The organism is Winogradskyella sp. SYSU M77433 (assembly GCF_029911945.1).
GTDB lineage: Bacteria > Bacteroidota > Bacteroidia > Flavobacteriales > Flavobacteriaceae > Winogradskyella.
Map to the genome: position 1 here is coordinate 268,292 of NZ_JARYTG010000003.1, position 24,244 is coordinate 292,535.

Sequence of the window (24,244 nt, forward strand, 5' to 3'; positions counted from 1 at the left end):
TAATAAACGCTAATTTCCTATAAGTTTTCAAAACGTGCTAATATAACCAATTTAGTAGTGTTTAAAGCACTTTTAAAAGTCTAATTTAGGAGTTTTTATTAACAATTTTTAATATCTTTTTCGTTAATAAGTATCATTGAATTTGCTTTGATTTAAAATGCTTTTTTAGTCTATTCGTTAAACCATTTTATTTAAGGTATGGTTTTTGCCTTGTAGATAATATGTTTTTACTATTTTTAATGCAGAAAGGAGTTTACTATGGATGATAATTTTTCCCCAAGAGTTAAGGATGTTATAGCATTTAGCAAAGAAGAAGCTTTACGCTTAGGCCATGATTTTATAGGTACAGAGCATTTAATGCTTGGCTTATTAAGAGATGGCAACGGAAAAGCTATAGATATATTAAGCGCATTAGACGTTGATTTAAATCACTTAAGACGCAAAGTAGAGATTTTAAGTCCGGCTAATCCTAATATTATATCAACATCTAACGAAAAGAAAAACTTGCACTTAACAAGGCAAGCTGAACGTGCTTTAAAAACAACATTTTTAGAAGCTAAGTTGTTTCAAAGCACCTCAATAAATACAGCACATTTATTATTGTGTATATTAAGAAATGAAAATGACCCAACTACTAAGTTATTAAACAAACTTAAAGTTGGTTATGATAATGTAAAAGACGAATTTAAATCTATGATTACAAGTGAAGACGATTATCTAGACGAGCCTAAAGCCGAATCATATTCTGATGATGAAATGAATGAAGAAGAGGATGCAAAGCAAAATCCTTTTGGAGGTAGCCAGTCTGGTAAAACAAATAAAAAGTCTAAAACACCTGTTTTAGATAACTTTGGTAGAGATCTAACAGTACTTGCCGAAGAAGGCAAATTAGACCCTGTAGTAGGTCGAGAAAAAGAAATACAACGTGTTTCTCAGATATTAAGTAGACGTAAAAAGAATAACCCTCTTCTAATAGGAGAACCTGGTGTTGGTAAATCTGCTATTGCTGAAGGCTTAGCACTACGTATTGTAAAACGAAAGGTGTCAAGAACACTTTTTAACAAACGTGTGGTTACCTTAGATTTAGCAAGCTTAGTTGCTGGCACAAAATACAGAGGTCAGTTTGAAGAGCGCATGAAAGCCGTAATGAACGAGCTTGAAAAGAATGATGACATTATTCTATTTATAGATGAAATCCATACCATTGTTGGTGCTGGTGGAGCTACAGGAAGTTTAGATGCTTCTAACATGTTTAAACCTGCATTAGCAAGAGGCGAAATTCAATGTATTGGAGCAACAACATTAGATGAGTACAGACAATATATTGAAAAAGATGGTGCTTTAGAGCGTCGTTTCCAAAAGGTTATTGTTGAACCTACTTCTGTTGAGGAAACGATAGAGATATTGAATAACATAAAAGCTAAATACGAAGAACACCACAACGTTGATTATACCGACGAAGCTATTGAAGCGTGTGTGAAGTTAACTAACCGTTACATGACAGAACGTTTCTTACCAGACAAAGCTATCGATGCTTTAGATGAAGCTGGATCTCGCGTGCATATCACAAATATTGATGTTCCTAAGCAAATCATAGAATTAGAGAAACAACTTGAAGAGGTTAAGGAAACTAAGAACAGTGTTGTTAAAAAACAAAAGTATGAGGAAGCAGCAAAACTTAGAGATGATGAAAAACGTCTTGAAAAAGAATTAGCTACAGCGCAAGAAAAATGGGAAGAAGAAACCAAACAACATAGAGAAATTGTTACAGAAGATAATGTTGCTGACGTTATTTCTATGATGACAGGTATTCCTGTAAACAAAATAGCGCAAACAGAACTCAACAAATTAGCAAAATTACCAGAACTTATTAAAGGTAGAGTTATAGGACAAGATAATGCTGTCGCAAAGGTTGTAAAGGCTATTCAACGTAATAGAGCTGGTCTTAAAGATCCTAACAAGCCTATTGGTTCGTTTATCTTTTTGGGACAAACAGGTGTTGGTAAAACACAATTAGCTAAGGTCTTAGCTAACGAGTTGTTTGACAGTACAGATGCACTTGTACGTATAGACATGAGTGAGTATATGGAAAAATTCGCTGTATCTAGACTTATTGGTGCGCCTCCAGGATATGTAGGTTATGAAGAAGGTGGACAACTTACTGAAAAGATTAGACGTAAGCCTTATGCCGTAGTACTTTTAGATGAGATTGAAAAAGCTCATCCAGATGTATTCAACATGTTGTTGCAAGTACTAGATGACGGTTATTTAACTGATAGTCTTGGAAGAAAAATCGATTTTAGAAATACTATAATCATTATGACGTCTAATATTGGTGCTCGTAAACTTAAAGATTTTGGTACAGGTGTAGGCTTTGGAACTTCTGCAAAAGAATCTCAAGAAACTGAATATGCCAAAGGTGTTATAGAAAATGCTCTTAAAAAAGCATTCGCGCCAGAGTTCTTAAACAGAATTGATGATGTTATTGTATTCAATGCTTTAGAAAAAGAAGATATCAATAAAATCATTGATATCGAGTTAGTGAAGCTTATTAAGCGTATCAAAGATTTGGGTTACGAACTAGAGCTTACAGATAAAGCAAAAGACTATATTGCTGAGAAAGGTTTTGATAAGCAGTATGGCGCTAGACCTCTAAATAGAGCTATTCAGAAATATGTTGAAGATGCTTTAGCAGAGGAAATCATAAATTCAAAAATCCACGAAGGAGATACCATCTCTATGGATTTAGATGAAAAAAATGATGCTTTAAAAATCAAAATAAAAACTTCAGGAAAAGCTACTGAGTCTTAGGCTTTTGATAAATTTATTGAAAAAACTCCTCAAAATTGAGGAGTTTTTTTTTACCTTAATGGTCTAAGAAACAATCAAAAAATTGGAAGAAACAATAATAAGATTAAAATTTTGCACGCTTACTTTCTTTGATAATTATGTTATTGCAGTTATCAATGAAGGGGAGCATGTAGACCATAAACTTAACGAAATCCTTATTGAAAACATTGAGCTTCATTTTAAAAAGCCATATGTTTATATAACTAATAGAATCAACTCCTACTCTGTAGACCCAAACATATATCATAGAGCTTCTGAAGTTCAAAACTTAGCTGGTTTTGCTGTCGTTTCCAAAGAGTATAAAACAAAAATCAATGCTCAGATTGAGAAAATGTTTTTCGGAAAACCCTTCGAAATATTTACAACATTAGAAGATGCTATCGAGTGGAAAGATCAATTATTCGAAAAAAACTAATTTGAACTATTTCAATCCATAGTGATTTAAAAACAGCTCCTCTACTTCTATTTCTACATCCTTCAAAAATTGAATAGAGTTTTCAATATCATAATGTAAAACTTTATCCTCTTTAATGAATGGTACAACACTTCTATAGTGTTCTAGAAAAGATTCTAATAAAGGTGAAGTTTTTGCTGGTCTTCTAAATTCTAATGCCTGAGAGGCGTTCATTAATTCTATCGCTATAACACGTTCTACGTTCTTAATTAAAGTATAAGCCTGAGTTGCCGCATTTGCTCCCATACTCACATGATCTTCTTGCCCATTACTAGACACAATACTGTCTATACTCGCTGGAGTCGCCATTTGCTTATTAGCACTTACAATACTTGCTGCTGTATATTGAGGTATCATAAATCCAGAATTTAAACCTGGATTATCCACCAAAAAGGCTGGTAATCCTCGTAAACCAGAAACCAATTGAAAGATGCGCCGTTCAGAAATATTACCTATTTCCGCCATGGCGATTTTTAAATAATCTAAAGCTAAGGCTAAAGGTTGTCCATGGAAATTTCCACCCGAAATAATCAGATCTTCTTCTGAAAAAATATTTGGATTATCGGTAACTGAGTTTATTTCCGTTAATATGACTTTTTCAACAAAATCTAAAGTGTCCTTCGTAGCTCCATGAACTTGCGGAATACAACGAAAAGAATAAGGATCTTGAACATGCTCTTTGTGTCGCTCTATAAGTTCACTTCCTTTAAGAAGTTCATTAAAACGTCTTGCTACTTTTCGCTGTCCTGGATGAGGTCTTACAGCATGTACCAAATCGTGAAAAGGATCCAACCTTCCATCAAAAGCATCCAAAGAAATACTTGCTATAATATCTGCTAGATAAGAAGTTTTATGAGACATTAAAAGCAAATAAACACCATAAGCGCTCATAAACTGTGTTCCGTTAAGCAAAGCCAAACCTTCTTTAGCTTCTAGCTTTATAGGTTCCCAATTGAATTTTTCTAAAAGCTCTGACGCCTCAAACTCTTTACCTTCATGCACCACTTTTCCTTCACCCAATAATGGTAAAGCCAAATGGGCTAATGGAGCCAAATCACCCGAAGCACCCAGTGAACCTTGAGTATATACAAATGGAAAAATATCATGATTAAAAAACTCTATAAGTCGGTTTACAGTTTGAAGTTGCACACCACTATGGCCATAACTTAATGACTGTATTTTTAGCAGTAGCATCACTTTTACAACAGATTCCGGTACACGTTCACCTGTTCCACAAGCATGAGACATCACTAAATTTTCCTGAAGCTTAGTTAAATCCTCATCCGAAATTTTCACATTATATAATGAACCAAAACCTGTGTTAATACCATACATTGGATTTTTATTATCCGCTAGCTTAGCATCTAGATAAGCTTTACAGTTTGTAATTTTTGTTATGGCATCCTCTGATAATTTTAGTTTTTTATCTTCATGAAAAATATTATAAATCGTAACGATATCTAACGGTTCAGAAGAAATTATATGGTATTGACTCATTATATATAGATTTGTTGTTGCCCAAAATTGCGAATTATTATGGAGTTGACAATATTTTGTTAATAATTCATTAAAGCTTTAAATTTCCTATTAAATTTTTATTTTTGAAGATGAACAAAAAACTATTTATGAAACGATTACTAACGCTTTGCATTGCTGGAACTTTACTAGCATGTAAAGGTGAACCTAAAGACTACGCTACCCTTTCTGGGAAAATTGAAAATATTAAGGAGAATAAAACTTTAAAAGTCTTTAATAGACAAAGTAAATATGAGAAAACCATTACTATAAATGATGATGGCACTTTTAAAGATACCTTAAAAGTTGAAGAAGGAGATTATACTTTTCAAGTAGGTAATCAATACGGTCAAATATACTTAAAGAATGATAATGAGTCGTCTTTCACTGCTGAATATGATTCTCTAGTAAAGACTATTGAATTCAAAGGTGATGATTCTGACACTAATAACTTTTCTGTTCAGTCGTTTTTAATTGCTAACGATTATTTCACTAGAGACCTTATGACAAGTGGAACTAAGGAAGATTTAGATTCTGCTATAAAGAATTATCAAGATGCTTACAGTGATTTAAAAAATAAATATAGTGATGTCGATTCAACACATGTTGCTATTATAGATCAAAACGTAAAAAGAACAGAAGGCCAAGTACAAAGCTATATGTCTAGAAGGTTAGCTACTAAAGCTGCGCTTCCGAAAGGGGCTAAATCGCCTGATTTTGTTAACTACGAAAATCATGCAGGTGGAAATATGTCTCTGTCAGATTTTAAAGGAAAATATGTATACATTGATGTTTGGGCAACTTGGTGTGGACCTTGTATAAGAGAAATTCCTTCACTTAAAAAAGTTGAAGAGCAATATCATGACAAAAACATTGCATTTGTAAGTATTTCTGTAGATAACGGTAGAGGTTATAAAAATGATCCTGAAGCAGCTCATGAAGGCTGGAAAAAAATGGTTGTAGACAAAGATTTAGGTGGTATTCAACTTTATGCGGATAATGGCTTTCAATCTCAATTTGTTCAAGATTATAAAATCAATGGTATACCAAGATTTATTTTAATAGATCCGGATGGAAATATCGTGAGCTCTGATGCACCAAGACCATCAAGTCCTGCATTAGTTAAGTTATTTGATGAATTAGGAATTTAAGATTTCGAAACACATAGAAATAAAAAAGCCTTCATTTGAAGGCTTTTTTATTGTCTTTATTTACTTATTTCCCTCATCTTGGGATTGTTCACTTGGTTGCTCAGGCTTTTTAAATAAGTCTATATAAGCTTCACCAATAGTTTCGATAATATGACTTGCTATTAGACTTTGATACCCATAATCTTCTAAAGAAATATCTGCAGATTTCCCATGAAGATAAACACCAAAGATAGTAGCAGTCAAGGCCTCGTAACCTTGCGATATTAAACCTGTAATAATTCCAGTGAGCACATCACCGCTTCCAGCAGTCGCCATTCCTGGGTTTCCTGTTGTGTTGATATATAATTTATCTTGAAAAACAGTAATTGAATTAGCACCTTTTATTAAAACGATAAGATTATATTGCTTAGAAAAAGCTTTTACTTTATTCAACTTGTCAAAATCGTCTGACCATTCTCCTATTAATCGTTCCAATTCCTTAGGATGCGGTGTCAATACTGTCATCTCTGGTAATAAACTCAATAAATCTTTATTTTTAGATAATAAATTTATGCCATCAGCATCTATTACTAAAGGTGTTTTGTTTGTCTTTAGGAAAGCTTCAAAAGCAGTTGCAGTAGTTTTCGTTGTACCTAATCCAACGCCAATTCCTATAACGGTAGGTGTAATATCAAATTCTATTTTTGAGATGTTTTCTTCCTCAGCATCCGTTATCACCATAACTTCTGGAATTGAAGCTTGAATACTATGGTAACCACATTTTGGAATGTAAGCTGTTACCAAACCTGATCCAGACGATAAAGCTGCCCTACTCGCTAAGTTTACAGCACCTATCTTTCCATAACTACCACCTAAAATTAGAGCATGTCCAAAATCTCCTTTATGCGCAAATTTGTCTCTTGGCTTATATAGTGGTAATACTTCAAACTTTGAAATTAATTCTGCTTCTGTTTCTGTTTTAGCTAAATATTCTCTGTCAATCCCAATATCTAAAACTTCCCACTGAATTGTATATTTTGCAGTCTCTGGTAAAAAGAAAACCAATTTTGGTGATTGAAAACTCAAAGTAAAACCTGCATACACAACAGCACCCTCATTTTCAACAGGTTTATCAGTATAAAGTCCAGAAGGAATATCTATGGCTAACGTAAACGCTTTAGAAGCTTTAAATTTTTGAAAAATTCCTTGTACCCAATCTGCAGGAGGTCTGTTTAAACCAATACCAAATACAGCATCAACAATAATATCATCTGGATGAATTTCAGGAAAATCGTTATCACTTGTAAGCATTACTGGCCATTCCTTTGTAACCTCTTTGATACGGTCGTAATTTATGAGAAAATCCTTTGAGCGCTTATCACTATAATTTACAATGTATGTAAACACATTATAACCATGCTGAATTAAGTGTCTGGCTAAAACCAAGCCATCTCCACCATTATTACCAATACCACAGAACACATGAACCGGAACTTGAGCTCCCTGCATACGCATATGAATCCAATTAAAAATTTGCGTTCCTGCACGTTCCATCAAGTCGGTCGAGGATATATTTTGACGCTCTGTGGTGAGTTTATCACCTTCGTAAATTTGTTCTTTTGAAAATAATTTCATTTAACTCTTAAAATTTTTGTAAATGGCTATTTCTGTTTAATTTTCAATAAAATAAATAGCTCTATTTTACTAATTCCCTAAAAAGGAATGAATTGTTTTTTTATTGTTGTAAAAATAATACATTTGAATAGTAATGAAGAAAAAAATCAACATATCAGAAAATACAATGTGCATTATGTGTGCTGCTATTTCTATGTCTATTTTTTCTACGATGATTACCCCTTGGGGTAATTTATAATATATTCTTCCGTTCCCATTTGTCTGCATTGACATTTTATCCTAAGTTAATTTACATATTCAAAAAACATGAAAGTTCTCAAATTTGGTGGAACATCTGTAGGTTCAGCCGAAAATATAAATAAAGTTATTTCAATTTTAGATCAACAATCTAAAGACTCAAACATTGCCGTGGTAGTTTCTGCTGTTGGTGTTGTAACAGATAAATTATTAGAAGCTGCAAATTTAGCCTGTAGCAGTAATAAAGATTACATTGAGAAATACAATAAAATCTGGTCTATTCACAATAAGGTTATTGAAGGTCTTTTTTTAAATACTTCTAAAGAATTAAAAGAAGCGCAAGAGGAATTACAAGAACTCATCACTGAAAAACTTAATAACCTTAGAAACCTTTTAGATGGTGTTTATCTTATCAATGAGTTATCTCCAAAAACTAAAGACAAACTTCTGAGCTTTGGTGAATCTTTATCTTCCTCTATAATATTTCACACACTGAAATCTAGAAATTCTGATGTTTTCTTAAAAAATTCTCAAGAATTAATTATTACAGATAATAATTTCAACAATGCTACGGTAAATTTTGAAATTACCAATTCAAACATCAAATCGTTTTTCAGTCACAATACCAACTCCATTGTTTTATTACCAGGTTTTATTTCAAAATCTATAACCGATGAGATTACGACTTTAGGTCGTGGTGGCTCAGATTACACGGCAGCAATAGTTGCCGCTGCTATCAATGCGAAAGAATTACAAATATGGACCGATGTTAGTGGTATGTTTACCACCAATCCAAAAATTGTAAAACAAGCTGCGCCTATTGTTGAACTTTCTTATCAGGAAGCTGTAGAATTATCTCATTTTGGGGCGAAAGTTTTATATCCACCAACTGTAATGCCTGTACTTAAAAGGAAAATTCCAATAGTTATAAAAAACACTATGGATCCTGATGCTTCTGGAACAACAATTACAGAAGACATCAAAGCCAATGGCTCACCTGTAAAAGGTATTAGTAATATAGACAACATTGCCTTACTTACGTTGCAAGGCAATGGAATGGTCGGTGTTCCAGGCTTTAGCAAACGACTATTCGAAACCTTAGCTCAGGAGAAAATAAACATTATTCTTATCACGCAATCGTCTTCAGAACATTCTATTTGTTTTGGTATTTCAGATGTTGATGCCAAACGCGCTAAAGAAGTTATTGATACTGTTTTTGAATATGAAATTGCACTTCAAAAATTAGATCCTATAGTTGTAGAAACTGATTTATCTATTATCGCGGTTATAGGTGACAAAATGAAGAGTCACCAAGGTATTAGTGGAAAAATGTTCAGTACACTTGGTAAAAATAATGTGAATATTAGAGCTATAGCGCAAGGTGCTTCTGAACGAAATATATCTGCAGTTATTCATAAAAATGATGTAAAAAAAGCACTGAACAGCTTACACGAACAGTTCTTTGAAATTAAAACCAAACAAGTTAATTTATTTATTACTGGTGTAGGAAATGTTGGAGAACGCCTTATCGAACAGATAAAACAGCAAAAATCCTACGTTAAAGAAAACCTTAAAATAAACCTTAGAATTATAGGGCTTTCTAACTCTAGAACTATGCTTATCAATGATGATGGTATTAACTTAAAAAACTGGAAAGAGGATTTAGCAAAAGGAGAAGAAGCTAGTTTGTATACCTTTTTTCAATATGCCAAACGACTCAATCTTAGGAATTCTGTTTTTGTAGATATCACAGCAAATGAAGATGTAGCAAAGGTTTATGGTGGCTATTTAAGAGAAAGTATTTCTGTTGTAGCTTGTAACAAAATTGCTTGTTCTGGTGATATTGCCTATTACAATGAGTTGAAAGAATTGTCAAGAAAATATAACTCATCATTCTTATTTGAAACCAATGTTGGTGCAGGTTTACCAGTTATTGATACTTTAAATCATTTAGTTGCCTCTGGTGACAAAATCAATACCATACAGGCGGTGCTTTCTGGTAGTTTGAATTTTATCTTCAATAATTTCAATGACAAAACAACCTTCTATGATGTTGTAAAACAAGCACAAGAAGAAGGCTACACAGAACCAGATCCAAGAATAGATTTAAGTGGTATTGATGTTGCAAGAAAAGTTCTGATTCTTGCTAGGGAAAGTGGCCATTCTATTGAATTATCTGATTTAGAAAGTGATAATTTCCTAACAGAAAATGCTATGAAAGCTAAGACTGTAGATGATTTTTTCAATACGTTGAAGGATGACGAAGCCTACTACCAAAACTTATATAAATCAGCAAATGATAAAAATTGTCAGCTAAAATTTGTTGCCGAATTTGATAATGGCAAAGCTAAAGTTGGCTTAAAGGAAATTCCTGAAGGTCATCCATTTTATAACCTTAAAGGAAAGGACAATATTGTAATGTTTTACACACAACGTTATCCGGAACAACCAATGATTATTAAAGGAGCTGGTGCTGGTGCTGATGTTACAGCTTCTGGTTTATTTGCAGATATCATTAGAGTTGCCAATAATTAAAGGTCAGAATAGAAAATGAACAACGAAATTAAAATTTTCTCACCTGCAACTGTAGCCAATGTAGCCTGTGGATTTGATGTACTAGGGTTTTGTCTCGATACTATTGGTGACGAAATGGTCATTAGAAAAACAGATGAAAAAGGTATTAAAATCACAAAAATTGAGGGTTACGATTTACCCTTTGAAGCCGAAAAGAACGTCGCTGGAGTATCTGCTTTAGCCATGTATAACGACCTACAACCAGACTGCGGATTTGAAATTGAAATTTATAAAAACATAAAACCAGGAAGTGGTATTGGTAGTAGTTCGGCTAGTGCAGCTGGAAGTGTTTTCGGAATGAATGAACTTCTCGGGCAACCTTTAGATAAAGCTAAACTTACCTATTATGCTATGAAAGGGGAAGCTTTAGCAAGCCAGTGTGAACATGCAGATAATTTGGCTCCAGCTATCTTTGGTGGTTTTACTTTAGTAAAAAGCGTAAATCCCATTCAAATTTTAGAGCTCCCTACTCCATCAGATTTATATGCAACGCTAATTCATCCGCAAATCGAAATAAAAACCTCTGAGGCGAGAGCCATTCTACCAAAAGAAGTGCCGTTAGCAAATGCTATAACGCAATGGGCTAATGTTGGTAGTTTGGTACATGCGCTTCACACTTCTGATTATGAACTAATCAAAAATGCACTAAATGATGTGGTTATAGAACCTTATAGAAAACAACTTATTCCTCATTTTGACGCTGTAAAGAATTCCGTTTTAGAGGCTGGAGCTTTGGGTTGTGCTATTTCTGGCTCTGGACCATCTATTTTCGCTTTGAGTAAAAATGAAGCCACAGCTAAAACTGTCGAAAATGCTATGAAAGCTATTTACTCTAAAACAGCTATAAAATTCGAAACCTATGTTTCAAAAATCAATACTCAAGGCATAAAAACGCTAAGTAAATGAACTACTATTCTTTAAATAAAAAAGCCCCTAACACAACATTTGCAGACGCTGTTGTGAGAAGTCTTGCTCCTGATAAAGGTTTATATTTTCCTGAGTCTATAATACCTTTAGAGTCTTCATTTTTTGAGACTATTGAAAGTAAATCCAATACTGAGATTGCTTTTGAAGCTATTAAACAATTTATCCTTCCAGAAATTCCTGAAGAAGAATTAAAACAAATTATAGAAGAAACGCTGAGTTTTGATTTTCCTGTAGTAGAAATTAATGAAAACATATCTACATTAGAGCTTTTTCATGGACCAACCATGGCGTTTAAAGACGTTGGTGCCCGTTTTATGGCAAGGTGTTTAGGTTATTTTAATACATCTAACACTAATGATGTAACCGTTTTGGTGGCAACTTCTGGAGATACTGGTGGAGCTGTAGCTAATGGTTTTTTAAAAGTAAAAGGCGTTAATGTTGTTATTCTTTATCCAAGTGGAAAAGTAAGCGATATTCAAGAGAAGCAATTAACTACTCTAGGCAAAAATATAACGGCTTTAGAAGTAAATGGTGTTTTTGATGATTGCCAAGACATGGTAAAACGTGCTTTCTTAGATGAAGAATTGACAAGTAAAATGCAGTTAACATCAGCAAACTCTATTAACGTAGCACGCTGGTTACCGCAATTATTCTATTATATGTTTGCTTATAAGCAGTTAAAATCAAAATATAAAGACATTGCTTTTTCAGTACCAAGTGGCAATTTTGGGAATGTTTGCGCTGGTATGGTTGCTCAGAAATTAGGACTTCCAGTAAAACATTTTATAGCTTCTAACAACGCTAACGATACAGTTGTTAATTACATGAACACCCAATCATATACACCTAAAGCTTCGGTACAAACCATAAGTAATGCCATGGATGTGGGTAATCCAAGCAATTTTATTAGAATTCAAGAGTTACATCATAATGATTTTGAACGTTTAAAATCCAATTTATCGTCATATAGTTACACCGACGATGAGACCAAAGAAGCATTGCTAGAGCTTTACAATGAGTACAGTTACGTTGCAGACCCTCATGGAGCTGTTGGTTATTTAGGGGCAAAGGATTATTTAAAAAACAATAAAGCACATGTGGTGTTTTTGGAAACGGCTCATCCTACCAAATTTTTAGACATCGTTGAGGATACTATTAGAGAAAACATTGATTTACCACCTCAAATTGAAGCTGTTATGGACAAGAAAAAGAAGGCTATATCTATTAGTGATTATGAAGAATTAAAAAACTTTTTGCTTTCTTAATTTTTCAAATTTTGTAAGTTAGCATCACTTATTATTTCTATACATTCAAGCTTATTTTGAAATCATTTATCAGGAATCTCGCTCTCTTAATCCTTACATTGCTTTTAAGCTTAAACCTTGCTGCACAAAAAAAAGAACAAGATACATTAGCTACACAAAAAAAGCAGATACAGTTTAAACCTAAATCGTTAATAATACCAACCGTATTAATCGGTTATGGAGTAATCGGACTTGAAAGTCATACCTTAAAAAACATAAATAATAGTACAAGTAGTGAATTAAGAGAGCACATAGACAATCAATTTACAATTGATGATATTTCACAATACACACCATTTTTAACGGTTTATGGCCTCAATGCTTTCGGAATAAAAGGCAAAAATAATTTTAAAGACAGAACTATAATTCTTGGAACAGCATATTTAATTATGGGTTCTACAGTAAATATTTTAAAATCAACTGGTAATGTAGAAAGACCAGATGGTTCATCTACCAATTCTTTTCCTTCAGGTCATACAGCAACAGCATTTATGGGAGCAGAATTTCTTTATCAAGAATATAGAGATGTTTCTGTTTGGTATGGCATTTCTGGATATTTAATAGCCACAGGAACAGGTTTTTTCAGAATGTATAATGATCGTCATTGGTTAACTGATGTAGCTGCTGGTGCTGGTATAGGTATTTTGAGCACTAAAATTGCTTATTGGTTACACCCCATTTTGAAAAAGACTATCTTTAATGAGAAAGAAAAACTCAACGGTGTAGTTATGCCTTATTACAATGGCGAAAATTTTGGCTTAGGTATGTCTATGACGTTTTAAAATTGTTATAAATATATCAAAATTTTGATCCATTAATTAGTAAAATAAATGTCTAAGAGTATTCAAGATTACTATAACGAACTTTCCCAAAGTGATAAGACTATTTGTGATTTGTTAGCGCTTTCTATCAATAATGTTCTTAAAAATGCTGAATCTAAAATATGGCATGCGCATCCTGTTTGGTTTTTAGATGGCAATCCTATTGTTGGTTATAGCAAACAAAAAGCAGGAATTAGACTCATGTTTTGGAGTGGATCTGATTTTGGAGCCGATGATTTAAATGTCAGAGGAGAAAAGTTTAAGGATGCTTCTATCTTTTACAATTCAGTTAATGAGATTGATGAGAATAAACTAAAACATTGGTTAGAACAATCCATTATCATACAATGGGATTACAAAAACATCGTTAAGCGAAAAGGAAAACTGGAAAGACTAAAATAAATGCCTAAAGTTGAATATCGCATATATGTAGTTGAACTTTCAAAACGTGTGTTTACAGAAAATGGAAAGTTTAGAGCAGCCAACCCTCAGTTTAATGGTGTTTTAGAATGTTTGTATGTAGGCATGACCAGTAAAACTCCCAAAGAACGATTTTTACAACACAAAACAGGTCGCAGAAACAAAAAAGGCTATAAAATTTCTTCTAACATTGTAGAAAAATATGGTTCATATTTACGCCCAAGTCTTTACAATCATATTTTACCTATATCATCTAGAGCCGAAGCCCTAAAAGCTGAAGAAAAACTCGCATTAGAATTGAGAAGACAGCGTTATGCTGTTTGGTATAATTAAGACACTAAAAACTTATTCAAGGTTTTCTCATAAATGGCTTCATACATTGGTACTATGTTATGAAGATCAAACTTATTAGACTGCTCTTTAGCATTCGCTTTAAAGGCTTCTAAAACATTCAAATCTGAAAGAATCTTTATAGCATTGGCACTCATTTCTTCAACATCGCTAACATCGCTAGTATAACCTGAAAAACCATCTATATTAACTTCTGGTAAACCACCAGTATTTGTAGATATTACAGGAACACCACTTGCCATAGCCTCTAAAGCTGCTAAACCAAAACTTTCGGTTTGAGATGGTAATAAAAACAAATCACTAAAACACAGAATACGATCAATCTCGTTACTATTTCCTAAGAAAATGACCTTATCCTCAATCCCCAATTCTTCAACTAGGTTTTCTGCAGCTTCCCTTTCTGGTCCTTCACCAACCATCATCAGTTTAGCTGGCACTTCCTTCTGAATGTTATTAAAGATTTTTATAACATCTGGAATTTGTTTTACCTTTCTAAAGTTACTAATGTGCGTCACAATACGCTCATGGTCGCTTGCCATCATACCTCTTTGGCAATCTGTAAAATTATTTCTGTGCTTTTCTAAATCAATAAAATTTGGCACAACGTAAATATCTTTTTTAATATTGAAAAGACGATTGGTATCGTATTTCAAACTCTCTGAAACCGAAGTTACTGCATCTGATTTATTGATACTAAATGTTACCGCTGGTTTATAAAAAGGGTGACTACCCACAAGAGTAATATCCGTTCCGTGAAGTGTTGTAACTATAGGCACAAGAATACCTTCATCTTTCAACATTTGCTGCGCCATATAAGCGGCATAAGCATGGGGAATAGCATAATGTACATGTAAAAGTTGAATGCCATGAAGCTTCACCATATCTACTAATTTACTAGACAAAGCAAGCTCATAGGGTTGATAGTGAAATAAAGGATACTCTGGAACGTGAACCTCATGAAAATGAACATTGTTACTCAACAACTCTAATCTTACTGGCTGTTTATAGGTTATAAAATGAATCTCATGACCTCGTTTTGATAACTCTAAGCCTAATTCCGTAGCTACTACTCCACTACCACCAAATGTTGGGTAACAAACAATTCCTATTTTCATTATAAAATATAAGTGTCTTACTTTTTTGAGATTTTAAAGTTACTGCTTCTACTAAGCTCACTTCAAAATTTTAAGTACTTTTTAACGTATGACAAGAGTAGTCTGTAGAAATTTAGAATCCTTACAGTTTAAAAGTTTATTCTATTATAGCTTCGTATATCAATCGTTGTATTTCAGTTCTGATATTTTCGCGTAACAAAAGATTTTTTCCTGCTTGAGGATAAGTTCTATTTGCTAAAAAGACGTAGACTATTTCTTCTTCAGGATCTGCCCAAGCATAGGTTCCTGTAAATCCAGAATGTCCAAAACTTGTCATAGAAATGCAACCACAAGTTGGGCCTTCTTCACCTAATTGTGGCTTATCAAAACCTATACCTCTTCTGTTATCACTTTCACAGAAGTAACAAGTGTTAAATTTGTCTATGGTTTCACTTTTAAAATAACGTTTGCCACCATAAAACCCTCTTTGTAAATACATCTGCATAATCTTGGCAACATCATTGGCATTGCTAAAAATACCTGCATGTCCACCAATTCCACCTTGCATAGCCGCTCCCATATCATGAACATAACCGTGAACTTTTTTGTAACGATAATAGTCATCCTCTTCTGTTGGAACAATATCTTTTAAACTGAATTTCTTTCTTGGATTGTAGGTTGTGTTGTTGGCACCCAATGATCTGTAAAACCTATCTTGAGTAATTTCTTGCAACGATTTATCATAAAAACCCTCTAAATAACTTTTAAGAATGTAATACGGTAAATCACTATAACGGTAACGTAATGACGGTAGCAAATCTGTATCACGAATTATTTTTTGGATAGAATCTACATAATCATTTCTCATAAAAAGTGTGTTAGTTACTTCTACACTAAACTCTTTTGATTTTTTAGACCTATAATATTTAGGATCAGGTTTTTTTGTAACCGAATCTAAAGTTGCATAATAAAACGGTATCCATGGTTTTAACTGCGCATAATGCGACAACATTTTTTTTAGAGTAACATTTCGTTTGTTAGAATTCTTATACTCAGGTATTAAGTCACCCAACTTAGAATCTAAAGAAATAGATCCTTGTTGCTCTAATTCCATTACCACAGGTAATGTTGCTAATATTTTAGTTAAGGATGCTACGTCATAGAGATCATCAAAATCAACTTTATTCTTTTTTTCATAAGTATGATAACCAAAATTTTTATTGTAAATGACTTTACCCTTTCTGGCAACCAACAATTGAATACCTGGTGTCATTTTATTATCGATGGCATAGTTGGAAATAGAATCTAACTTTTTAAGTAATTCGGAATCCATACCAACACGCTCAGGCAGTCCGTAACTTAAATTCAAAATTGAATTAAATGTTTCACCTGTACCTACAGGAAAAAATTGACCAGCACTTACAGGTAAATGTCCTTTTGAACCAACGGCTCCAAAAATGATTTGAGCCGATTTTTCTTGAGATATTTTACTATTCTGATAGCTAACAACAATACTTTCTATATTTTCTATAGTCAATAAATCATTTAAAGCATAAGGTCTTGCAAAAACATCTAAAACAACTGTATTAGTTCGTGCAATCTCGTACAACCAAGCCATTTCTTTTTGTGAAAATTCATAAGACTTCCAAGGATTGACATTAGACTTATGAAAGCCTACAACTACAGTATTATAGTTTTGTAATTTTTCGATTAAATCATCTAATTTCTCAGCCTTTATTTCGTGAACTTTAGTGTACTTTTTTAATTCTTCTAAAAACACAGATCCGTCATCGTCACCAAGTGTAACATAGGCAATCTTCTTGGTTTCTAAATCCCTTAGCGGAAGTAATGTTTCATTGTTTTTAACTACAGTAATGGCATTTTCCATTAGGTTTTCGTAAAGCAAATCATCTTTTAAACGATTTAAATCGCTTTCTAAATTATAAATTCCAACAGGTGAATAATCATTTAAGCCTACCTTATATTTTGCCATTAAAATTTTCTTCACTGAATGTGACAAACGTTCTTCTGTAATGACACCGTTGTTGTATGCTTCTATAAATTTAGCAACTCCTTTTTCAGGATCTTCAGACATGAGCATCACATCGTTTCCTGCCAAAAAGGCCATTAAATCTATCTCACCACCTTCAGACAAGGTCTTTTTACTTAAGCCATCAACATCTTTTGCCACATAATCTGCAGCTCCTTTCATTGTGAGCGCATCAGTAAAAATCAAACCATTAAATTGTAATCTGTTTTTTAAAATATCAGTGACGATATGCTTAGAAAGTGACGATGGAAAATCTCTGCGCGACTCTAAACTTGGTACACTAAGATGTGCTACCATTACACTAGACAAGCCTTGTTTTATAAGTTCTCTGTATGGATAAAGTTCTACAGAATCAATTCTACTTTCACTAAAAGATACAGATGGTAATGTTTTATGAGAATCTTGTTCTGTATCTCCATGACCTGGAAAATGCTTAGCATTGGCAAGTACACCAGCACTTTGCATACCTTTCATAAACGCTAAAGCTTTAGCTGTAACATTGTCTCTATCTTCACCAAAAGAGCGATTTCCAATAATTGGGTTTTTAGGATTGGTGTTAATATCCACAACTGGTGCAAAATTAAAATGCACACCTAATCGCTTACAGTGCTCACCAATAAAACGCCCTGTTTCTTCCACAAGACTGTCGTTGGAAATTGCGCCTAAAGTCATATTCCATGGAAAAGCATAGGTAGAATCTAAGCGCATACTTAAACCCCATTCTGCATCCATACCTATTAAAAGTGGGATTTTTGAAGCTGCTTGCAATTCGTTATTCAATTTAGCCTGTCTTACAGGTCCACCATTAGAGTAAATTAAACCACCAATATGTTGATTTTGTATAAGTTTTGCTATTTCAGCTTCATGTGCTTTGTCTTTATTAGAAAACACTTGAACCATGAACAACTGACCTATTTTCTCTTCAATGGTCATTGAACCATATAGGCTATCTACCCATTTTTTCTGTTGAATTGGATCTTCAGAAAGCAAAGGGTTATTGATAATTTCTTGAGAGAAATTAAATTGAAAAAATGAACATATAAGAATGAGGGCAAAATATCGCATGTATAATCTTTTATCGTTTATAGGTCAACGAATATTATGCCAAAATAGCATATTTAATAGAAAATAGAAAAGCTTTAAGACAGATTTATATAGAAGCTAAAACTAGTCTTTTATGAATTTAAACCCTATACCAAAGTAATTAGCGGACAAGCCTGTATTTCTCTTGTAATTATTGTATTGAAAATCTATACTCTTCAAACCAAACTTCCAAACATGTGCTTTTGTAAATATGTCTGTGTAATTGATTCCAAAACCAAATTGGTTGGCGTTAAATTTAGATAAGTCATAGTCAGAAGTGTAATAATCTTCCGTTGACAAGTGTGAATCAAATGGTGCAAAATAGTCTGCTGCTGTTTGATTATAAAATCGATATGAAGGATACAATGTAAATTTCTCTGAAATTTTGATAGGAACTTCAATATTAAATGTGTTGGATTTTATTCCCCAATCATCAAAATAGTATCTGTAATATGTTCTAATGACAAACATTTCATTCAAGTAATAATTGAAGCGAAAACCAAATGGTAACTTTAATCTACTATCAGGAAGTCTTTCTATATCGTCAGCCAACATGAATACATCTTTATTAGACGCAGACATATAATTAGGAATACTTGCTGCATTTCCTACATAATAGTTGTCAATGTCAGAGAAATAAACTCTTTGTAAAGGGTTAGCTAGCCAACCTTGTTGCTGTACTACATCTAAAAAGATTGAGAATTGTGAATTCTTGCTTAAAATTTGTGAGAAACTAAACGATACGGAATAAGAATTTCTGGATTTATTATCTATTGATTCGAAACCATTAAGAGGACTCCAATTTGTTGATGTGTTACCAGATTCATCCATAATAGTTATACCTTGAAAAAATCCCTGATTGAGATTTCCGTTTGTATCTCTATACGATCTTAATTCTATTGGGTAAACAGGGTTCCAGGTATCTAAATATACATTAGCACTTAAGCCCAAAGTGGTATTTTTGTCATTATATAATTTTGTTAAACCTCCACCAAAACCAATTGAACTATAGTCATACTCATTAGCAAAGGAAGCGTCAGCATTCCAAATAGTATTTCTATCATCTGAACTATGCGAATAATCTATATTAATATTAGACCAAACATCTGAACCTGAAGCTCCGGAAGAAGCTACCCAAGGACTTCCTATTTTATTACCAGAATTATTTCCATTAGATAAATCAAAAGGATTAGTATTGCTAGAAGACGCAGAGGTATACGCAGAAAAACCAGCATCTACAGTTAACACATCATCTGCATTCAAAGGTATGCTTACTACTATGGTTCCTGTTAAATCCGTTAGTTCTTCAGTCCCTACACCTCCAGTAACCGAGGCATTATTACCATCTTGAGAATAATACGTACTTAGAAAATCTACCTCAGTAGTTTCTAACACTTTCTTTTTATAGACTTTAGTAGAATCTTGTTGCGCATTGGTAATTGCCACAACAAAAAACAATAGTATTAAAGAGAGCTTTTTCACCTGTAATAACTTATTAATTACAACCACATCCACCACCAGACTTTCCTCCATTAGCTCCTGAGGCTCCTTCTCTATAAACTTGATAGCTTGTAGAAAAACGCTTCAATTTTTTTTGAGCTAAAGTCATATCAGGATCATTTAAATTAACTTTTTCATATTCCTTTACAACATTACAAGATGTAAAGAAAAAAGCTATTAACAGTAATACAACAATTTTTTTCATGATTAATTTGTTGATTTTAATTCTATATTATTTGAAGTAATAATTTTATTATCCTTATCTACAATGACACATTCAACTCCCTTAAGTTGATTTATAAAATCTAGGCCTGTTTCTACTCCCATTACAAAAACTGATGTTGCTAAAGCATCAGCTAATTCAGCAGTTGCAGTAAAAATGGTTACACTTAAAATGCCATATGCTGGATAGCCTGTTCTAGGATCTATAATATGTGTATAAAGTTTATCACCAAACTTGATGTACTTTTCATAATTTCCTGAGGTGACTACTGCACTATTTTTTACAGGCATCCAAGAAAACACTTTTTCTTTATTTAGAGGATTTACAATGGCAACCATCCAATCCTTACCATCTGGCTGTGTTCCCCAAGTATTTAAATCTCCAGAAGCATTTATAATTCCCGCAACAACACCTTCGCTCATTAATAAAGCTTTAGCCTTATCAGCTGCATAACCTTTTCCTATAGCTCCAAAGCCAATCTTCATACCTTTTTGTTTTAGATATACAGAATAGTTAGAAGCATCTAACACAATATTTTTATAACCTACTTTTTCAACAGACTTTTTAATACTTTCCTCTGAAGGCATTTCAGTCATAGAGCTATCGAACTTCCATATTTTATCCATAGAAGCATAACTGATATCAAAAGCTCCTTCTGTTAATTTAGAAATTTTTAAAGCTCGTTCTATTAATTGAAATAATTCTTTATCAACCTCTACCGCTTCAATGCCTGCAGCGCTATTAATTTTTGAAGTTTGAGATTTAGCATCCCAAGAGGAAATTAAACTTTCTATTCTTTTAATTTCACCAATAGCTTTATCAATATAATTATTCCCTTGAATTGAATCACTAGCTACAACTGTTATATCAAAACGACTTCCCATTAGCTTCAATGTTCTATTATATACATTTTGACTATAGCCAACTGCACTAACAAAACACATTAATAATAGAAACTTACTTTTCAAAAGCTAAAAGTTTATTGAAGTATTCTTTTGGTGTGGATTTTTCGTATCCTAAACTCCCTAATTGATTTCCTTGAGCATCTAAAACTACCACATAAGGAAAGTAACCGTTGTTATTATACTTTTCGGCCAATTTGTTGTTATGTTGCTGTTGTTCTTCTGACAACTTGTTGTTTTTTCTTCTAGGAAAATCAGCTTGAAGCATTACAAATTTATCTTTTGCCAATTTTTGAAACTCTTCAGTACTCCAGATTTCCTTGTCTAGCTTAATACAAGGAGCGCACCAGTCGGAACCTTGAAAGACTAAAACAATAGTTTTGTGTTGTTCTGAAGCTATTTTTTTTGCAGTATCGAAATCTGTTTGCCATTCTTGCGAAAAGCTTTGTAGCGAAAACATCATTGCCAACACGACGAAAGAGAATAGATTTTTCATTTACAGAATGATTAATACCTGTAAATAACGTAATTTTTTATAAATAATTATGTGATATATGTTACACTTTTCAACTTTTAAAAAAACTAAAAACTCTTATATTTTTTAACGTTAGACTTTTCATCTATTAAAGATAAGAATTCAGATATTGGTAAGTCCTCAACTCGCTTTTTTGAAAACAAAGTCTTAGCTAATGAAAAATAATTCAATCCAGCTAATTGAGTGAAGTGGTATTTTTTTAATATGTTTTTTGAGTCTGTTTTAAAAATATAAAATAGTCTATTATTAATTTCAAATGATTTAAAACCAATTATTGAACTGTATTTATATTTTTTATTATTAAAAAACACTCCTTCTTCATCGAACTCAACTTTTTTCAAAGAACTATATAAAGCAGCCACAAAAAAGCCGATAATCCAAGCTATATAACTCCAAAATTTACCAATACTAAAATATGATGTAATTAGAAAAACGACAACCAAAATAAACCAAGACAAGAAGTATTTCTTAAAACCAATGCTTGCAGATACTTTTCTACGTTTATTCATCATGTTGATTTTAAGATTTTAATCAACCAAATCAATATGCCTATCATGGTAACCTAATAAATATAGAACACCATCTAAACCTATACTAGAAATAGAGCTTTGTGCATTGTCCTTAACTTTTGGTTTAGCATGAAAAGCAATACCTAATCCAGCTAAATTCAACATTTGAAGATCATTTGCTCCATCACCAACGGCTATGGTTTGTCTGATATCAATAGCCAAATCATCAGCTAATTTTTGCAAGTATTCTGCTTTTTTCGCACCATCAACAATTTCACCAATGTAACCACCTGTAAGTTTTCCATCAACAATTTCTAATTGATTCGCAAAGACGTAATCAATATCTAATTTCTTTTGAAGATAGTGTCCGAAATAGGTAAATCCACCAGATAGAATTGCGGTTTTATAGCCATAATAATGCAAGGTATCTATTAGACGTTGTGCGCCTTTAGTTATTGGAAGATTTTCTGCAATGTCTTGTAGTACATCCTCACTCAAACCTTCTAAAAGTTTCATACGTTTTCTAAAACTTTCATTAAAATCTATTTCACCTTGCATAGCAGACTCTGTAATGGCCTTAACTTCTTCTCCCACTCCTGCTCTATCTGCTAATTCATCAATAACTTCAGTTTGTATAAGTGTAGAATCCATATCGAAACAAACCAATCTTCTATTGCGTCTAAACATGGAATCTTCCTGAAAAGCAATATCGACATCTAAAGTTTTAGAGACTTCCAAGAATCTTGACGTAAACGCTTCTTTATCGTCAATTTTTCCTCTTATGGATAGTTGAATAGATGCTCTAGGATATTCATCTTCCTTCACCAAAGATGTTCTTCCTGTAAGGCGCTTTATGGAGTCAATGTTTAGATTTTTATCTGAAATGATTTTTGTAACCTCAGAAATTTGTTCGGCCGTGAGCTTTTCTCCTAAAATCGTTACAATATATCGATCCTTTCCTTGAAGATTTACCCATTTTTCATAGTCTTCACCAGAAATTGGAGTAAACTTAGCCGTAATGCCCAATTCATAAGATTTAAATAGTAAATCCTTGAGTACAGCTGCAGATTTTTTCCCTGAACTAATCTCAAACAGCATTCCCAAAGATAGGGTATCGTGAATGTTAGCTTGACCAATGTCTAGGATTTTAGCACCATATTCTGCTAAAACACTTGTTAATCCTGAAGTTAAACCTGGTTTATCTTGTCCTGAAATGTTTAATAAGAAAATATCTGTAGCCACAATTAATTGATGGATTATAAGACGATTAAGTTGTTGTAAAAATGACTATTCTATCTGAGAAAAGAAAATAATTAGGCTTGCGAATATTATAATTATTTACTTTAAACACTAAGAATTTTACAAATCAGTGTTTCAAAAAATTATTTAATGAATCGACTATGCCAACTTTCACTTGCAGGTACTTCCCAATTTTCTTTGAATTCCGCAATGTTGGTTACTAAATTATTAAAAACTATGGTGTTTTTAGAAACTGCTTTTTGTTGCGCCATCTTTTTAAAGTCTAATAACGGCTTGTAGGCAACAAACTCCCCTTGTTTAAAAGATACGTTCATTTTATCCATGAGGTCAACATTATACTGTTTCTCTAGTTCTTGAATAAAATGCACTGAAGCATCTATAGAACAGCCTGTTGCTTTGTTCAAATCTTGATTTAAAGCTATTATTATAAAACGCTTGTATACAATTTTATAACCTGCTTCTAAATCTTTACCATGTGCTGTCCAAGCTTCTATAAAAGTATCGAGTTGTTTGTTTAATTCTATAAGTTCTTCCTCGGAAAAAGAGCGATTGGCTTGGTAAATCCAAACGCGAGATTCATCTGGTAATGTATCAAAATCTACTAACATTAGTCTTCTTTTTTCTTTGTGTATTTATATCTAAAGGCTAATGACATAAAAAAACCATAACTAATGGCATAAAATATAAACTGCTTTACAGAAAATGGTTTATGATTAAAAAAGTCGAATAAAGCCATAATCACTGCAAAAAACACCCCAAAAAGAATACCGTTTCTAATTAAAATATTTAAAGGCAATTTTTCTCTTTCCATAGGATTTACAAGGCTTTTGTTACTGTAAGCTCTATAAAACTTTAGCTACAAATACATAA

The 24,244-nt window shown here is 32.9% G+C and carries 21 protein-coding genes; 9 read left to right on the forward strand and 12 right to left on the reverse strand.

What is annotated here, in order from left to right; translation table 11 throughout:
* Positions 1-258: 258 nt before the first annotated feature.
* Both QGM60_RS07285 and QGM60_RS07290 read left to right on the forward strand, forming a co-directional pair.
* Positions 259-2,811, forward strand: a complete 2,553-nt coding sequence (locus tag QGM60_RS07285) for an ATP-dependent Clp protease ATP-binding subunit (protein WP_281139579.1) — start codon at positions 259-261, stop codon at positions 2,809-2,811.
* Between the two features lie 82 nt (positions 2,812-2,893).
* Positions 2,894-3,265: a hypothetical protein gene (locus QGM60_RS07290; protein ID WP_281139580.1), complete on the forward strand. Its 372-nt coding sequence runs from the start codon at positions 2,894-2,896 to the stop codon at positions 3,263-3,265.
* Between the two features lie 6 nt (positions 3,266-3,271).
* Here the strand turns inward: QGM60_RS07290 and hutH are convergent, their stop codons facing one another.
* Positions 3,272-4,801 carry a histidine ammonia-lyase gene (gene hutH, locus QGM60_RS07295; protein ID WP_281139581.1) on the reverse strand — a complete coding sequence of 510 codons (1,530 nt, stop codon included), beginning with the start codon at positions 4,799-4,801 and terminating at the stop codon, positions 3,272-3,274.
* 128 nt (positions 4,802-4,929) lie between these two features.
* Between hutH and QGM60_RS07300 the strand changes: the two genes are divergently transcribed.
* On the forward strand, positions 4,930-5,970 hold the full coding sequence (locus tag QGM60_RS07300) for a TlpA disulfide reductase family protein (protein WP_281139582.1): 1,041 nt from the start codon (positions 4,930-4,932) through the stop codon (positions 5,968-5,970).
* A gap of 60 nt (positions 5,971-6,030) precedes the next feature.
* Here QGM60_RS07300 and QGM60_RS07305 read toward each other — a convergent pair whose 3' ends face one another.
* Complete coding sequence (locus QGM60_RS07305; RefSeq protein ID WP_281139583.1) at positions 6,031-7,584, reverse strand: NAD(P)H-hydrate dehydratase; 1,554 nt, start codon at positions 7,582-7,584, stop codon at positions 6,031-6,033.
* Between the two features lie 306 nt (positions 7,585-7,890).
* Between QGM60_RS07305 and thrA the strand changes: the two genes are divergently transcribed.
* From thrA to QGM60_RS07335, 6 genes are all read left to right on the forward strand, one after another.
* Positions 7,891-10,356, forward strand: a complete 2,466-nt coding sequence (gene thrA, locus QGM60_RS07310) for a bifunctional aspartate kinase/homoserine dehydrogenase I (protein ID WP_281139584.1) — start codon at positions 7,891-7,893, stop codon at positions 10,354-10,356.
* Positions 10,357-10,371: 15 nt separating this feature from the next.
* Positions 10,372-11,301, forward strand: a complete 930-nt coding sequence (locus tag QGM60_RS07315) for a homoserine kinase (protein ID WP_281139585.1) — start codon at positions 10,372-10,374, stop codon at positions 11,299-11,301.
* On the forward strand, positions 11,298-12,587 hold the full coding sequence (thrC, locus tag QGM60_RS07320) for a threonine synthase (RefSeq protein ID WP_281139586.1): 1,290 nt from the start codon (positions 11,298-11,300) through the stop codon (positions 12,585-12,587). Before QGM60_RS07315 ends, thrC begins: the two co-directional genes overlap by 4 nt.
* A gap of 98 nt (positions 12,588-12,685) precedes the next feature.
* Complete coding sequence (locus QGM60_RS07325) at positions 12,686-13,408, forward strand: phosphatase PAP2 family protein (protein WP_281139587.1); 723 nt, start codon at positions 12,686-12,688, stop codon at positions 13,406-13,408.
* A gap of 48 nt (positions 13,409-13,456) precedes the next feature.
* On the forward strand, positions 13,457-13,849 hold the full coding sequence (locus tag QGM60_RS07330) for a DUF1801 domain-containing protein (RefSeq protein WP_281139588.1): 393 nt from the start codon (positions 13,457-13,459) through the stop codon (positions 13,847-13,849).
* Entirely contained in the window at positions 13,850-14,200 is a 351-nt protein-coding gene (locus tag QGM60_RS07335) for a ribose-5-phosphate isomerase (RefSeq protein WP_281139589.1), read from the forward strand.
* On the opposite strand, the gene bshA is transcribed toward QGM60_RS07335, so the two are convergent.
* The 10 genes from bshA to QGM60_RS07385 form a co-directional block, all read right to left on the reverse strand.
* Entirely contained in the window at positions 14,197-15,333 is a 1,137-nt protein-coding gene (bshA, locus tag QGM60_RS07340) for an N-acetyl-alpha-D-glucosaminyl L-malate synthase BshA (protein ID WP_281139590.1), read from the reverse strand. The genes QGM60_RS07335 and bshA overlap by 4 nt on opposite strands.
* A 136-nt stretch (positions 15,334-15,469) precedes the next feature.
* Positions 15,470-18,427, reverse strand: a complete 2,958-nt coding sequence (locus QGM60_RS07345; protein WP_281139591.1) for a glycoside hydrolase family 3 N-terminal domain-containing protein — start codon at positions 18,425-18,427, stop codon at positions 15,470-15,472.
* Between the two features lie 102 nt (positions 18,428-18,529).
* Complete coding sequence (locus QGM60_RS07350) at positions 18,530-19,978, reverse strand: DUF3570 domain-containing protein (RefSeq protein ID WP_281139592.1); 1,449 nt, start codon at positions 19,976-19,978, stop codon at positions 18,530-18,532.
* Positions 19,941-20,150 (reverse strand): DUF4266 domain-containing protein, encoded by a 210-nt coding sequence (locus QGM60_RS07355; RefSeq protein WP_281139593.1) that lies wholly within the window; start codon positions 20,148-20,150, stop codon positions 19,941-19,943. Before QGM60_RS07355 ends, QGM60_RS07350 begins: the two co-directional genes overlap by 38 nt.
* A gap of 2 nt (positions 20,151-20,152) precedes the next feature.
* On the reverse strand, positions 20,153-21,112 hold the full coding sequence (locus QGM60_RS07360; protein ID WP_281139856.1) for an FAD:protein FMN transferase: 960 nt from the start codon (positions 21,110-21,112) through the stop codon (positions 20,153-20,155).
* Between the two features lie 13 nt (positions 21,113-21,125).
* A complete protein-coding gene (locus QGM60_RS07365) occupies positions 21,126-21,566 on the reverse strand; it encodes a thioredoxin family protein (RefSeq protein ID WP_281139594.1) in 441 nt (146 codons plus the stop codon).
* A gap of 86 nt (positions 21,567-21,652) precedes the next feature.
* Positions 21,653-22,114 carry a hypothetical protein gene (locus tag QGM60_RS07370; protein WP_281139595.1) on the reverse strand — a complete coding sequence of 154 codons (462 nt, stop codon included), beginning with the start codon at positions 22,112-22,114 and terminating at the stop codon, positions 21,653-21,655.
* 18 nt (positions 22,115-22,132) lie between these two features.
* Positions 22,133-23,356: a phosphoserine phosphatase SerB gene (gene serB / locus QGM60_RS07375; RefSeq protein ID WP_281139596.1), complete on the reverse strand. Its 1,224-nt coding sequence runs from the start codon at positions 23,354-23,356 to the stop codon at positions 22,133-22,135.
* Between the two features lie 140 nt (positions 23,357-23,496).
* Positions 23,497-23,982, reverse strand: a complete 486-nt coding sequence (locus QGM60_RS07380; protein ID WP_281139597.1) for an ABC transporter ATPase — start codon at positions 23,980-23,982, stop codon at positions 23,497-23,499.
* The gene (locus QGM60_RS07385; protein ID WP_281139598.1) at positions 23,982-24,185 is read right to left on the reverse strand and encodes a hypothetical protein; all 204 of its coding nucleotides are present in this window, start codon (positions 24,183-24,185) and stop codon (positions 23,982-23,984) included. Before QGM60_RS07385 ends, QGM60_RS07380 begins: the two co-directional genes overlap by 1 nt.
* Positions 24,186-24,244: the final 59 nt, after the last annotated feature.